This window comes from Mycobacterium sp. IDUB_1, assembly GCF_055419625.1.
The window spans coordinates 637553-651040 of sequence record NZ_JBVAYA010000001.1 but is presented as its reverse complement, the minus strand read 5'-3'; the positions used below and the strand labels follow the sequence as shown (position 1 = coordinate 651040).

At 66.3% G+C, this 13488-nt stretch carries 13 protein-coding genes and 1 pseudogene; 7 read left to right on the top strand and 7 right to left on the bottom strand.

Features of this window, described 5'->3' with window-relative positions; translation table 11 throughout:
- Positions 1–11: 11 nt before the first annotated feature.
- The 6 genes from ACZYYX_RS03325 to ACZYYX_RS03300 are packed head-to-tail and all read right to left on the bottom strand — an operon-like array spanning position 12 to position 4416.
- Complete coding sequence (locus ACZYYX_RS03325) at positions 12–1115, bottom strand: quinone oxidoreductase family protein (RefSeq protein ID WP_463812969.1); 1104 nt, start codon at positions 1113–1115, stop codon at positions 12–14.
- The gene (locus ACZYYX_RS03320; RefSeq protein WP_463812968.1) at positions 1112–2002 is read right to left on the bottom strand and encodes a fumarylacetoacetate hydrolase family protein; all 891 of its coding nucleotides are present in this window, start codon (positions 2000–2002) and stop codon (positions 1112–1114) included. Before ACZYYX_RS03320 ends, ACZYYX_RS03325 begins: the two co-directional genes overlap by 4 nt.
- 52 nt (positions 2003–2054) lie before the next feature.
- On the bottom strand, positions 2055–2798 hold the full coding sequence (locus ACZYYX_RS03315; protein ID WP_463812967.1) for an SDR family NAD(P)-dependent oxidoreductase: 744 nt from the start codon (positions 2796–2798) through the stop codon (positions 2055–2057).
- A gap of 17 nt (positions 2799–2815) precedes the next feature.
- On the bottom strand, positions 2816–3580 hold the full coding sequence (locus tag ACZYYX_RS03310; protein WP_463812966.1) for an SDR family oxidoreductase: 765 nt from the start codon (positions 3578–3580) through the stop codon (positions 2816–2818).
- On the bottom strand, positions 3573–3932 hold the full coding sequence (locus ACZYYX_RS03305; protein ID WP_463812965.1) for a nuclear transport factor 2 family protein: 360 nt from the start codon (positions 3930–3932) through the stop codon (positions 3573–3575). Before ACZYYX_RS03305 ends, ACZYYX_RS03310 begins: the two co-directional genes overlap by 8 nt.
- Before the next feature lie 13 nt (positions 3933–3945).
- The gene (locus ACZYYX_RS03300) at positions 3946–4416 is read right to left on the bottom strand and encodes an SRPBCC family protein (protein ID WP_463812964.1); all 471 of its coding nucleotides are present in this window, start codon (positions 4414–4416) and stop codon (positions 3946–3948) included.
- 214 nt (positions 4417–4630) lie between these two features.
- On the opposite strand from ACZYYX_RS03300, the gene ACZYYX_RS03295 reads away from it, so the two are divergent.
- Genes ACZYYX_RS03295 through ACZYYX_RS03275 form a run of 5 tightly spaced genes read left to right on the top strand, consistent with a single transcriptional unit; the run spans position 4631 to position 10246 of the window.
- On the top strand, positions 4631–5719 hold the full coding sequence (locus ACZYYX_RS03295) for an aromatic ring-hydroxylating dioxygenase subunit alpha (protein WP_463812963.1): 1089 nt from the start codon (positions 4631–4633) through the stop codon (positions 5717–5719).
- A gap of 12 nt (positions 5720–5731) precedes the next feature.
- Positions 5732–6718 carry a PDR/VanB family oxidoreductase gene (locus tag ACZYYX_RS03290; protein WP_463812961.1) on the top strand — a complete coding sequence of 329 codons (987 nt, stop codon included), beginning with the start codon at positions 5732–5734 and terminating at the stop codon, positions 6716–6718.
- A complete protein-coding gene (locus ACZYYX_RS03285; protein WP_463812960.1) occupies positions 6715–8214 on the top strand; it encodes an aldehyde dehydrogenase family protein in 1500 nt (499 codons plus the stop codon). The genes ACZYYX_RS03290 and ACZYYX_RS03285 overlap by 4 nt, the downstream gene beginning before the upstream one ends.
- Positions 8211–9455 (top strand): flavin-dependent oxidoreductase, encoded by a 1245-nt coding sequence (locus ACZYYX_RS03280; protein WP_463812959.1) that lies wholly within the window; start codon positions 8211–8213, stop codon positions 9453–9455. The genes ACZYYX_RS03285 and ACZYYX_RS03280 overlap by 4 nt, the downstream gene beginning before the upstream one ends.
- 5 nt (positions 9456–9460) lie before the next feature.
- Positions 9461–10246 (top strand): SDR family NAD(P)-dependent oxidoreductase, encoded by a 786-nt coding sequence (locus ACZYYX_RS03275; protein ID WP_463812957.1) that lies wholly within the window; start codon positions 9461–9463, stop codon positions 10244–10246.
- Positions 10247–10261: 15 nt separating this feature from the next.
- Here the strand turns inward: ACZYYX_RS03275 and ACZYYX_RS03270 are convergent, their stop codons facing one another.
- Positions 10262–11011 carry a GntR family transcriptional regulator gene (locus ACZYYX_RS03270; RefSeq protein WP_463812956.1) on the bottom strand — a complete coding sequence of 250 codons (750 nt, stop codon included), beginning with the start codon at positions 11009–11011 and terminating at the stop codon, positions 10262–10264.
- 145 nt (positions 11012–11156) lie between these two features.
- On the opposite strand from ACZYYX_RS03270, the gene ACZYYX_RS03265 reads away from it, so the two are divergent.
- Both ACZYYX_RS03265 and ACZYYX_RS03260 read left to right on the top strand, forming a co-directional pair.
- Positions 11157–12023: an alpha/beta fold hydrolase gene (locus tag ACZYYX_RS03265; protein ID WP_463812955.1), complete on the top strand. Its 867-nt coding sequence runs from the start codon at positions 11157–11159 to the stop codon at positions 12021–12023.
- Positions 12024–12242: 219 nt separating this feature from the next.
- Positions 12243–12790, top strand: a pseudogene (locus ACZYYX_RS03260) (TetR/AcrR family transcriptional regulator).
- Positions 12791–13488: the final 698 nt, after the last annotated feature.

The window sequence follows — 13488 nt, the reverse complement described above, 5'->3', positions numbered from 1 at the left end:
TGGATGGGGGTTCAGGATTGGGGTTCGGTGAGCAGGGCGACACGGCCGACGTTGGCGCTGGCCTCGACGTATTCGTGGGCTCGCGGCGCCTCGGTGAGCGCGAAGGTGCGGTCGACGACACTGCGGAAGCCCGCCCCCGCCTCTCCCCAGAGACGGTGTGCCGCGTCGAGGTTGCCCGAACGCACCCCGATGACGCGCTGCCCCAACGAGTACAGGCGTTGCAGGTCCACCGGCACCGTCCTGCCGAGGAAGGCGCCCGACGACACCATCGCCCCGCCGGCGGCCAACGCATCCATGCCGTGGGTCCACACCTGGGGATCGCCAAGGTTGTCCACCACGATGTCGGCGCCGCGGCCACCGAACACGTCTCGGACGTCGTCGGCGAAGGTCGGCGAGGAGGCCTGCAGCACCGCGGCGAAGCCCAGTTCGCGCAGCCGGGCGCGTTTGATCTCGTCGCGCGAGGTGACGATCACCCGGGCTCCGAGGTGGCGGGCCAGCAGTGCGGTGGTGGAGCCCAGCGCCGAAGACGCCCCTTGGACGACGACGCGGTGTCCCGCGACGAGTCCGGCACGGGTGAATTGGTTCATCGCCACCACGCCTGCCAGTGCGAGTGCCACGGCATCGGCCGGGGACATGCCGTCGGGTACTCCGAAGACGTTGGTGGCGGGTACGGCGATGTAGTCGGCGTAGGCGCCGGACAGGTGGGTGCCGATGATCCGTGCGGTGGGGGAGAGCTCGGCGAATCCCGCAGCCACCGTGGGACAGTTCGGGTCGGTGAGGACGGGAAACGTGGCGACTCGGTCGCCGACGGTGAACCCCGTGACACCCTCGCCGACGGCTGCGACGACGCCGGCGTGCTCGGCCCCGAGCACGTGCGGGAAGGTGAACGTCGCATAGGGGTGACGGCCGGAGCGGGCGACGAGGTCGAGCAGGCGTCCGACGCTCACCGCGGCGATGCGAATGAGGACCTCACCGGAACCCGCTCGGGGGGTGGGCACCTCGTCGACGCGCAGCACCTCGGGTCCGCCGAATTCGTGGAAGGCCACCGCACGCATGGTGGCCGGTACCGGTGCCGCGAAGGGCCACCCCGACGTGGTCGCCGTGGGGCTGCTCACTTGGCCACGACCTTGTTCGAGATGCGGCCGATGCCTTCGATTTCCACGGTGACGACGTCGTCGGGACGCAGGAAGTCCTTGCGCGGCATACCGACGCCGGCGGGGGTGCCGGTGAGGATGACGTCGCCGGGCTCGAGTGTGAAGATTCGGCTGGCGGCGGACACCAACCGGAGGACGTCGACGACCATTTGCGAGGTGTCGGAGTCCTGCTTGACGATGCCGTTGACGTCCAGGCGGATCTTGAGCGCGTGCGGATCGGGCACCAGCCAGGCCGGCACCAGTCCTGGACCGAGCGGGCAGAAGCCGTCTTGGCTCTTGTGCCCCAGCCAATCCCACTCGAAGGGCGGTGCCACGGCGCCGTTGCGATGGAAGACCCCGCGGTCGGAGACGTCGTTGGCGACGAGGTAGCCGGCGATGACGTCGTCGGCGTCGGCGGAGTCCACGTTCGCGCACCTGCGCCCGATCACGACCCCCAGCTCGGCCTCCCAGTCCACCTGCGAGCGACCGTCGTCGAAGATGGCGACCTCCGCGGTGGGCCCGACGACGGTGGTAGTGGGAGTCTTGAGGAAGAAGAAGGGTTCGACCGCCGGGTCTGGCCGGCCGACGCCCATCTCGTCGGCGTGGTCGTAGTAGTTCGCGCCGGCGCAGATCACCTTGTTCGGGTAGGTCAGGGGCGCCACCAGTTCGGCGTCCCCGACCGGTGTGAGGGTGTCGAGGTCGAGGGCGCGCAGCACCGTGGCCCAGTGCCCCCAGTTGGCAAGGATGTCCATCACGTCGAGTCCGCCGAAGGCGGGCGGTGCGGCGAAGACGTGGTCGTCGACGTGGATGCCGGTCGCGATGCCGTGCGGGGTGCGGTATTGCGCGAGCGCCCACGTGCGGTCGGTCATGGTCGGTTCTCCTCGTTCAGTGGGTCGGGGTTGATGTGCGGTGGTGGGGTCGTCACGAGGCCAGCCATCCTCCGTCGACGGGCAGGACCACGCCGTTGACGTAGGAGGAGGCCGGTGAGCAGAGCCATACGACGGCCTTGCCGACCTCCTCGGGCCGGCCGTAACGGCCCGCGGCCGTGCGGCCGACCACCACGTTCATGATGTCCTCGGGTACCGAGGCGGTCATGGCGGTGGCGATGGGTCCGGGTGCGATGGCGTTGACCCGTACTCCGGTGGCGCCGTAGTCCAAGGCGGCGGTGCGGGTGAGGCCGACCACGCCGTGCTTGCTGGCGCTGTAGGCCGCCTGGGTGGCCGCTCCGGCCTGAGACCATACAGATGCCGTGTTGACCACTGCGCCGCGGCTTTTCACGATGTGCGGCAGCTGGTACTTCATGCAGAGGAACACCCCGGTCAGGTTGACGTCGATGACCCACCGCCACCGCTCGACGTCCAGGTCGGCCGTCGGCGCGGGGCTGAACACTCCGGCGTTGTTGTGGGCGAAATCCAGGCGACCGAACCGTTCGACGATTGCGGTGACGGCGGATTGGACCGATGCGGGGTCGGCCACGTCGGTGTGGATGTAGACCGCCGAGCCGCCCGCGGCGTTGATGGCGGCCGCGGTGCGTTCGCCATCGTCGTCGAGGACGTCGCAAATCGCCACCGCGGCGCCGGCGTCCGACAGTGCCTTGGCGGATGCCTCGCCGATGCCGCGGGCGGCGCCGGTAATCATGGCCACCGTCCCGTCGAAGTCGCTCACGTGGGGTTCCCTCTCGTTCATGCGGCGCTGTATCCGCCGTCGATGCTCAATGCGCTGCCGGTGACGAACGCCGATGCCGACGAGCTGAGCCACAGGACGCCGTCGGCGATTTCGTCGACGGCGGCGATGCGGCCGATGGGATGCTTGGTATGCATGTCGGCCATGAAGCCGGGGTTGGCTGCGGCCACCTCGTCGATCATGGCGGTCTGTACCACTCCGGGGCAGATCGCGTTGATGCGGATCCCGCGGGCGGAAAACTCGAGTGCCGCAGCCCTGGTCAAACCGATCACGCCGTGCTTGGACGCGACGTAGGACGCTTGCAGCGGCAACGCCACTTGTCCCAATGCCGACGCCGTGTTCACGACGGAGCCGCCGCCGCGCGCAAGCAGGGCAGGTATTTCGGCCCGTAGGCACTGCCATACGCCGGTCAGGTTGACGTCGATAACCCGTTGCCAGTCCCGGTCGGTCATGTCGGCGATGGTTCGACCGGCGGCCTCGACGCCGGCGTTGTTGAAGGCGATGTCCAGCCCGCCGAAGGTGTCCACGGCTGCCTGGACCATCGCGGCGACCGAGGCGGGGTCGGTCACGTCGGTCGGCACGAAGATGGCTTCAGATTTGGGTGGCAAGCCCTCGAGCGCCGCTCGACCCGCGGCGTCGTCGCTGTCGGCGATCACCACCGAGACACGCTGGGCGGCAAAGGCGTTGACGCAGGCGCGACCGATGCCGCCGGCGCCACCGGTGACGACCGCGACCTTGCCGGCCAGCTCCGGGTAGTCAGGCATAGACCGGCGCCAGATCGAAGTACACGCGGTAGCTGTCGAACTTGCCCGTGTGGTCGACGTGCCACATGGTGGCGACCGGGATGGTGACTTCGCCACCGTCGTGGCGGAGGTAGTCGACGGTGAGCTCGATGACGGTGTCGGCGCCGAAAGTCCTCTCGGCGAGGATGGTGTGCTTCAGCCCGGCGATGGTGTCGTAGAAACATCCCACGCCCTCCCGGATTTGGTCGGGACCGATCAAGGCCGGCCGGTTGGCGAAGACCAGTGACCCGTCGTCGGCGAAGAGTTCGCCGAGGGCCTGCAGGTCCATCGAGTCGACGATCGCGAAGACTTGGGCCGCTGTCGGTGCCGTCATCACGGTCATTCCCCTAGCTCGCAGCCGACGTGGTGGTACCGACGATGCGGTCGCGGACGGCTTGCAGCGTCGTGTGGACGGCGTCGAGGTAGTCCGACTGCATCTGTTCGCCGAAGGCTGCCTCCTCGGCGCTGCCTTCGGCGATTCCGTCCACGACCAGTCGGAAGCTGAATTTGAGCACGTCGTTGCCGGCCTCGTCGAGGCAGATTTCGTTGTCGATGGTGCCGCGAGCGGCGCCATGGGTGCGGACGAAGTGGACGAGCTTCTTGGGGTAGAACGTCACCACTTCGCGGACGGGTCCGACGTGTTCGATGTCGCGGATGAGGCCACCTTCGAACCGTTCGACGACGGAGCATGCGCTGATCGCGGCGACGTAGGGCAGGGGGTTCTCGGCTTTCTCGACGAGCCCGGCCCAGACGTCGTCCACCGTCAACGCGGGTTGGATGCCGTCGTTGATCGGGATCGTCCGGCTGATGTCGATCATGTTGTGCCTCCTTGGGTTAGCGGGTCGCTGCACGCGGGCGACGTTGTGACGTGGACCACCGTAACCCACTTCACATCAATGTGTCTACACTTTGGCGTGCGCCAATTTCCGAATCGGCTCGACCCCTTGCGGACCCTCCGGCAATGTGTATACTCTTTGAGGAACGTGACCCGGACCACATGGGTGGGACTCCCGAACCGAAAGGGTGCAGACGATGACCACGGTCGAATCTCGCAGCTCCACGACGATCAAGACGCAGCCGGCACCGCAGAACGGCTGGTATGCCGCCGCGTGGGATCGCGAGGTCGGCCGCACCCCAACCGCCGTGCGGGTCAACGGAACGCCGCTGGTGCTCTATCGAACCGAGGACGGCCGGGCAGTGGCGCTGGCCGACGCCTGCTGGCACCGCCTCGCCCCCCTGTCCATGGGCAAGCTGGTCGGCCGCGACGGGATCCGCTGCCCGTACCACGGCATCGTCTACGACTCGGCCGGCCGCTGTACGTCGATGCCGGCCCAAGAGGTGCTCAACCCCAGCGCCACCGTCCCGTCATACCCCGTGGTGGAGCGCCACCGCTTCGTGTGGGTGTGGCTGGGGGACCCCTACCTCGCGAAGGCCGACGAGGTGCCCGACATGCACCAGATGGACGAGTGGGCCGGCGACGGGGAAACGATCGCGCTGCAATGCAATTTTCAGCTCGTGCTCGACAACCTGATGGACCTCACCCACGAAGAGTTCCTGCACACCAGCAGCATCGGCGGGGAGAACATCAGCACCTCGGAGTTCGACGTGGTGCACGACGGGAACAGCGTCACCCTCAGCAGGTGGATGATCGACATCCCGCCGGTGCCGTTCATGGCCGCCCAGATGCGAAACAAGTTCCCCGGTTTCGACGGCAACGTCGACCGGTGGCAGATCATCCACTACCGGTATCCCTCCACCATCTGCATCGACGTTGGCGTCGCGAAGACCGGGACCGGTGCACCGCAGGGGGATCGCAGTCAGGGCATCAACGGGTACGTGATGAACACGATCACCCCGGAGACCGACACGACGTGCCGGTACCACTGGGCGTGGATGCGCAACTACCTGATGGACAGCCAACTGCTGACCACGCAGATCCGCGACGGCATTCGACACGTCTTCACCGAGGACACGGCGATGCTGCAGGCCCAGCAGAAGGCGATCGACGCCAACCCCGACTACGAGTTCTACAACTTGAACATCGACGCCGGTGGCATGTGGATCCGTCGACTGCTCACCCGCCAACTGGAGGCCGAAGGCCGCCTCCCCTCCCAGAGCTGACGGGGTTGACCAATGGCCGCCACCAACAAGGAAGTCTGGCAACTTGGCACCGTCGTCGAGGCGCGTGACATCGCCACGGGAATCCGTCGGATCGTCGTCGAAGTATCGAATCCCGTTGCCGCCCAACCAGGCTCACATGTCGATGTCGTCGTCCAGGTGGACGGGCGGCGAGACACCCGATCGTACTCCGTGATCGAATCGCACGACGGTGGCACGCATCTGGCCATCAGCGTCCTGCGGGCGCCGAACTCGCGGGGCGGATCGGTGTTCATGCACTCGCTCACGGTGGGTGATTCCGTCGAACTCACCCAGCCGCTGCAGAACTTCCCGCTCCGTGTCGGTGCTCCGCGTTACCTCCTGCTCGCAGGCGGCATCGGAATCACCGCGGTGGCCGAGATGGCGCGAGTGCTGCACCACCTCAGAGCCGACTACACCTTCGTCTACGTCGGACGTTCGCGACCGGCGATGGCCTACCTACCGCAGTTGCAGGAACTCCACGGAGACAGCATGGTCGTCCACGTCGACGACGAGGGCACCTCGCTGGACGCCGCCAAGCTGGTGGAGACCGTCGACCACGACACCGAGCTGTACGTGTGCGGGCCGATCCGGCTGATGGACGCCGTACGGCGGTGCTGGGCCGACGCCGGGCTCCCGCCCTCGAATCTGCGCTATGAGACCTTCGGCAACAGCGGGTGGTTCGACGCGGAAGAGTTCATCGTGCGCATCCCGCGCCTGCAGGTGGAGACCCGGGTGGGAACGCATCAGTCGATGCTGCAGGCCCTCGAAGGCGCCGGCGTCGACATGATGTCGGACTGCCGCAAGGGGGAGTGCGGACTGTGCGAGGTCAGGCTCCTCGGGGTGGACGGCGTGGTGGATCATCGCGACGTCTTCTACAGCGCCCGCCAACGCGACGCCAACCGCAGGATGTGCTGCTGCGTATCGCGCGTCATCCAGGCCGCCGCCGGCGAGACGCCGGTCGTGACGATCGACGTGTCATGACCGCCGCCAACCACGCCGCTACGGTCACCATCCCGCTGCTGATCGACGGGCGCGACGTCGACGGGCCCATCATTGAGGTGCGCAATCCGGCCAGACTTTCTGAGACCGTCGGCGGCTACTCCACCGGAGATCGCGCGTCGGTCGACGCCGCGGTGGCGGCGGCGGAAGCCGCGTTCGCGGGTTGGGCCGCCCGACCTGCCCCCGATCGGGCGGCCGCGTTGCATAGGACTGCCGACGACATCGACGCGGACCGAGCGTCCCTGTCGACGTTGCTCACCCGCGAACACGGCAAGATCCTGGCCGACGCCACCGCCGAGATCGCCAACACGGCCCGAACCCTGCGTTATTACGCCGGACTCGCGGACCATGCATCTCGGGAGTCGGTCACCGAGGACCACCGGGGGCGCATCGTCGAACGCCGTGCCCCCATGGGAGTGGTCGCCGTCATCGTGCCGTGGAACTATCCCGTGCTGCTCGCGACGCTGATGATCGCTCCGGCGCTCGTGGCCGGCAATACCGTCGTGGTCAAGTTGCCCGACAACTCGCCGCTGGCGCTGGCCTTGGTGCTGCGCCGCCTTGCGGCGACGGTCGGCCCCGGTGTGGTGAACGTCGTCGCGGGTTCCGGTCCGGAGGTTGGCGCGTCACTGACCACCCACCCCCGGGTGCGCAAGGTCAGCTTCACCGGAAGTACCGCCACCGGCCGGGCCATCATGCGTGACGCAAGCGTGAACCTCAAGAACCTCAGCCTCGAACTGGGCGGCAACGATCCCGCCATCGTCCTCGACAGCGCCACTGTGACAACGCAATTGGTCGACGAACTGGTCCGGGGCGCGTTCACCAGCACCGGCCAGGTGTGTTACGCGCCGAAGCGGCTCTACGTGCAGCGCAATCTGTTCGAGGAATTTACCGAAGCCTTCACCGCCGCGACCAACGCGCTGGTGGTCGGAGAGGGTCTCAACCCCGCGGTCCGGATGGGGCCGTTGAACAACGGTCAGCAACACCGCACGGTGACCGATCTGATCGAGACCAGCCGCAGCGAGGGTGCCCACGTCGCCGAGGTCGGACAGTATCTCGATTCCAGCCCCGAGGACGGGTACTTCATCCGGCCCACGGTCGTCACCGGTCTGCGTCAGGACTCACCCTTGGTGCAGCAGGAGCAATTCGGCCCCGTCGTGCCCATTCTCGCGTTCGACACCGAAGACGAAGCCGTCGCATTGGCCAACGACAGCGAATACGGGCTGGCGGCGTCGGTCTGGTCCGACGACGTCGAGCACGCCTTCGACGTCGGGCGGCGCATTCAAGCCGGCTCGGTCTTCGTCAACATCCACCGCGTCGGCGCTTCGGACCCGTCGATGCCCTTTGGTGGCTTCAAACAGAGCGGCATCGGCCGCGGCCACGGCGAGATCGCGGTCGACGAGGCCACCGAAGTGCAAATTCTGGCGGATCGAATCGATATGCATGCCAACCCCACTCAGGCGAAGAAGGCTCAGCCATGACGACCACGACAGCACCCATCACCATCGTCGGCGCAGGGATCGGGGGCCTCACACTGGCCTTGGAACTGCACGCAGCAGGCATCCCGTGCCGCGTCTACGAGGCAGCACCCGAGCTACGGCCGCTCGGGGTCGGCATCAACGTCCTCCCGCACGCCACCGCGGTCCTGGCAGACCTCGGCGTCTTGGAACGTTTGGAGGCCATCGCCGTCGAAACTCGCGAGTCGGCGTTCTTCAACCGTTTCGGTCAGCACATCTACACCGAACCAGCCGGCCGATATGCCGGTTACCCCACACCGCAGCTGTCGATCCACCGCGGGCATCTGCAATTGACCCTGGCAGACATCGTCAGAGAGCGGCTGGGCGATGACGCCATCACCGGGGACCATCAATGCCTCGGGGTGGACCAGGATCGTTCGAGCATCACGGCGCGCTTCCGCTCGGCGACCACCGGCGAACCGCAGGAGCCGGTGACTGGTCGCGCCGTGATCGGTTGCGACGGGGTGCATTCGGCCATCCGCAAACAATTCCATCCCGACGAGGGCGCACCGCGCTACTCCGGAGTCCTGATGTGGCGCGGAACCACGGTCGGGCAGCCGTTCCTGTCCGGGGCGAGCATGGTTCGCGCCGGGTGGTTACGCGACGGAAAGCTCGTCATCTACCCGATTCGCGACAACCCCGACGGCACCCAACTGATCAACTGGGTCGCCGAGATCGAACGACCCTATTCCGGGGACCGCGACTGGGGTAAACCAGGGGACCCCGCAGACTTCGCCCCCGCCTTCTCCGACTGGACCTTCGACTGGTTGGACGTGCCCGCCCTGCTGCGAGGCGCCGACACGGTGTTGGAGTACCCCATGGTGGACCAGGACCCGTTGGGGTCGTGGACCGTGGGGCGGGCAACGCTTCTCGGTGATGCCGCCCACCCGATGGTGCCACGTGGGTCCAACGGAGCCGGCCAGGCAATCCTGGACGCCCGTGCGCTTCGCGAGGCGTTGCAGTCCGACGACGATGCTCCCACGGCCCTCTTGGCCTATGAAGCCGACCGGCGGCCCAAGACGTCGGCGGTGGTACTGACCAACCGCGCAACCCCGCCGGACGCCATCCTCAAGGAAGTGTGGGAACGTACCGGCGACAAGCCCTTCGATGACATCGACACCGTGATCAGCCGTGCGGAGTTGGACGAGATCTCGCAACGGTACCGCCAGGTTGCCGGCTTCTCCGTTCCCGACGAGGCCAGGTGAGTCGGATGTCGGATTCCCCTGCCGTGGAGCCAAAGTCCGTCGCGGGCTCGGTCGTCGTCGTCACCGGTGCAGCCCGCGGTATCGGAGCGTCACTGGCGACGCACCTCGCCGGCCAGGGTGCCAAGGTCGTGGTAGCCGACGTCCTGGTCGAGGAGGGTCAGGCGCTGGCCGCGAAGCTCGACAGCGACGGAGCGGATGCATTCTTTCACCGCACCGACGTCGTCGATCCGGCTTCACTGGAGGCCATGGTGTCGGCAGCAGTGGACAGGTTCGATCGGGTCGACGTCCTGGTGAACAATGCGGCCATCTACGAAGGTCTGGGCGCCAAGAAGAGTTTCGCCGATATCTCAGTCGACGACTGGGACAAAGTGATGGGCGTCAACGCCAAAGGTGTGTGGCTGGCCACCGCCGCGGTCTACCCCAGGATGAAGGCGCAAGGCTACGGTCGCGTGGTCAACATCGCCTCCGCGACCGTGCACGCCGGGGTGCCGTTCTTCGCGCACTACACCGCGTCCAAGGGTGCCGTCATGGCGATGACCAGATCCATCGCGAAGGAAGTGGGTCGCGACGGCGTCACCGTCAACGCCGTCGCACCCGGACTCGTCGACAACGAATCCTCAGCCGCGCTGAACGACACGTCGTACTTCCCCACCCTGGAGCGACAGCGCGCCATTCCCCGGGCGATGACGCCCGCCGACCTCACCGGGGCCATCACGTTCCTGTGCTCACCGGCCAGCGGGTTCATCACTGGCCAGACGCTGGTGGTGGACGGGGGTCTCGTCTTCAGCTGACGGGTACGCGGACGTCTACAGCGACCCGCCCCCGCACATCTGCAACGACTGAGCCACCGTGACCGCTTCGAAGCCCGCGTCCAGGTCGGCCAAAACGGTTGCAGCAGTGTGTGCGAGATGATGTGCCATCGACGCACCAGCAGTTTCGCCCTGTCCTTCGACCAATGCAGTCAACAACCGTTCGTGTTCGGCTTCGGCCACGGCGAATGTGTCCGCGTGGGCCCGTTGACCGAACCGCACGTATCGCTCGCTGCGCTCCGAATAGGACAGAATGATCCCCGCCAGGGGCGTTCCCGCCCGCGCCGTGCACAGGCTGTGGAAGCGTCGATGGGCGGCGACCCACTCACTCATGTCCTTGGCGCGCTTGGTCTTTCGCATGGTGTTCAGGCACACTCGGGCCTCGGCCACCTCTGCCTCACTCAGGCGGCCCGCGGTGATGCGCGCCCCAAGAGCTTCCAGGGTGATCCGCACCCCGTACAACTGGTCGACCTCCGTGGCGTCGAGCGCCCGAACGACCGCGCGTTGGTTGAGCGCGACGTCGATGAGCCCCTCCTGCTGCAACATTCGGAACGCCTCGCGCATGGGGATGCGGCTCACGCTGAACCGGCGGGCAAGGTCGGCCTGGTTCAGTTCGGTGCCCGGGGCGATCTCGCCGTCGTTGATGAGCCGTCGCAGATGGGTGTGCAATTGTGAACTGATCTCACGGGGATTGTCGAGCGTCGGAACCGCGAGATCGTCGAGCGCCGAGTCAACGCGAACCGGCATCGGGTGCTTCCTTCGATCGTGGGGCAAGGGCTGGACGGCAGGGCATCGATTGTGTATACACAGTAGCAGTTCGCGCGTGGATGCGCTTTCCTACCAGCGTGGGCAATGACGAGACGTTCACGCCACTACGAGAAATGGCTTCGCAATGACCGACTTCAGCACCCGCTATCACACCGCGAGCATCGACGGACTCGACGTGTTCTACCGTGAGGCAGGCGACCCGTCGAAGCCAACCCTGCTTCTCCTGCATGGGTTCCCATCGAGTTCCCACATGTTTCGCAACCTGATCACATCGCTGTCCGACGAATACCACCTCGTGGCGCCGGACCACATCGGGTTCGGCCAGTCGGCGATGCCGTCGGTCGGCGACTTCACCTACAGTTTCGACCGACTCACCGAGATCACCGAAGGTCTCATCCAGCAGCTCGGACTGGAACGCTTCGCCATCTACATCCACGACTACGGCGCCCCCATCGGATTGCGGATCGCCAGCGCTCATCCAGAACGCATCACCGGGATCATCTCCCAGAGCGGCAACGCCTACCTGGAGGGCTTTACGCCGTTCTGGGACATCCTGTTCGCCCACGCCAAGGACCGAGCCGCCAATGAAGCCGGCGTGCGGGAGCTGCTCACCGCCAAAGCCACCCATTGGCAGTACACGCACGGGGTGCCCGCGGACCGGCTGGACCGCATCGCGCCAGAGGCCTGGCTGCTCGATCAGGCCGGGCTCGACCGCGCCGGCAACGACGCGATTCAGCTGCAGCTCTTCTGGGACTATCAATTCAATCTCGACGGATACCCGGCATTCCAGGAGTACTTCCGTGTACACCAACCACCGCTACTGGTCACCTGGGGCAAGAACGACGAGATCTTCGGAGCCGCTGGCGCCGAGGCGTTTCGGCGAGATCTGCCAAATGGCGAGTACCACCTACTCGACGCCGGACACTTCGCCCTCGAAACCCACGGCGAGGAAATTAGTGGTCTCATTCGCGCGTTCCTGGCCAAGGTCTAAGAGACGTCTCACCGCAACAGTCCACCACCCCGCCGTGGATCCAGAGATCGCGACCGGGCCTGACGTCTCCGGTTGACGTCGGGTTTACGCGTAACCGACTGAGCCCCATAACGTCCCGTACCCGCGGCATGCTGCGATCACGCACGTTGCGATCAAACCCATAAGCCCGTCGGCAACCCAGACTCAAATGTGACCGGCATTCCACAGAGGGGGCGACAGGTGGCCGTAGGGCGGCCCAGGGAGTTCGACCCCGACCGGGTCGAAGACGCCGCGATGAGGTTGTTCTGGGAACGCGGTTTCGACGGGGTGTCGATTTCCGACGTCAGCGACGTGACGGGTGTGAACCGGCGCGGCGTCTACGCCGAGTTCGGCACCAAGGAGAACCTGTTCGCGCGCACCGTTCAGCGCTATCTCGCCGGCCCCGGCGACTACCTGGTCGGCGCTCTCGCGCAGCCGACGGCCCGCGAGGTTGCCGAGGCCATGGTGCATGGCGCAGCAAAGGCGGTCAGCGGCGACATCCCCGGCTGCCTGACCGTTGGGCGGGCACCCGGACTGACCGAGCTGCGCAGGGCGTCGGTCCGTCGGCTCGCCGAACGGTTCGACAGGGCGGTCGCCGGCGGCGAGCCGATCAGCGTCGACTCGGTGTTGCTCGCCCGGTGGGTGTTAGCAGTCTGCCAAGGGCTCGCCGTCCAAGCCCGAAGCGGAGCCACCCTTGACGAACTGCAAGGGTCGCGGATCTCGCACTTCGCGGGTGGCCAGCTTTCTAGACGGTATGTGTGACCGCCAACGTTGAGCCGGGCCTGCAGGCCCGTGGCTGCATCCACTCACGGTCGCGGGCTACCCGATAGACAGGCGCGTGGTGTCCCAAGCGGTGCGTGAACGCCCTGGAACGGGCGTTCGATACAAGTAGTTGGTCCATCACGACCAGGCTGGGCGCGACTACCTGCGGTAGCTCGAACTGGCTGACTTCAGCGTGTCGACGGATTCGAGGGGCGACACCATCACCACCCTTTGCAGTAAGTGCATCGGGGACCGCTGGCTCTGGTCAAGCCGACCAGGGGTTACCTGTGTACGGGGTCCCCGAGCCCGTCCGTAGTTCGTCGCGGTGACGCACCTCGCCGGTAAGGGGAACAGTGTCGGCTGGAGGGCACCAGACGGCGCGCTCCGGTGAGGAACTCACCTTTGCTGCGGCTGGTTGCTACAGGCGTGAAGAACATCGGCTTTCTGTCGCTTGGGCAGGTACTTTTTGCCGTCACGTGACGATACCCCTTGTGAGGCATCGTGAGGCGAATTGAACCCGGCACGAGCTCAATTCGCGTCCCTGGACGAGTGGACATGAAAGTGAGATTTCCCGGGGTGGACACCACGTGAGAACGTCTCCGTCGGCGCAGGTCAGCGAACCGCTTGTGGACTTGAAGTTTGAGAAGCCACAGATATGCTGTCGAGATGCAGTGAAGATTGACAA